We start from the raw sequence: 289 nt of genomic DNA on the forward strand, positions 1-289 counted from the left end.
ATCGGGTGAATGATCTGCTTCATCACCGGCAGGCCGCCGTAGTAGGTCTTGCCCCAGTACTTGTCGTTGAGGGTCAGTACGACCTGTGTCTGGTCTGCCTTGTCCAGAGTGAAGGGGCCGGTGCCGAGCGGCTTGTCCATGACCTCGGTGGGCAGCTTGTCGTCGGCGATGCCGGAGAACACCGACTGCGGCAGCACGTAGTTCTCGGTGAGCATGCGCAGCACGTTGCCGACGTTCTTGGTCTTCTGGTTGATCTTCACCACGACGGTCTTGTCGTCGGGGGCCTCCA

At 60.9% G+C, this 289-nt stretch carries 1 protein-coding gene; it reads right to left on the reverse strand.

Translation table 11 applies throughout. The features are described 5' to 3' along the window. On the reverse strand, window positions 1–289 hold a 289-nt coding region (locus BN358_RS23850), incomplete at both ends, for an ABC transporter substrate-binding protein (RefSeq protein WP_232233171.1).

The organism is Sedimentibacter sp. B4 (genome assembly GCF_000309315.1).
Lineage (GTDB): Bacteria > Bacillota > Clostridia > Tissierellales > Sedimentibacteraceae > Sedimentibacter > Sedimentibacter saalensis.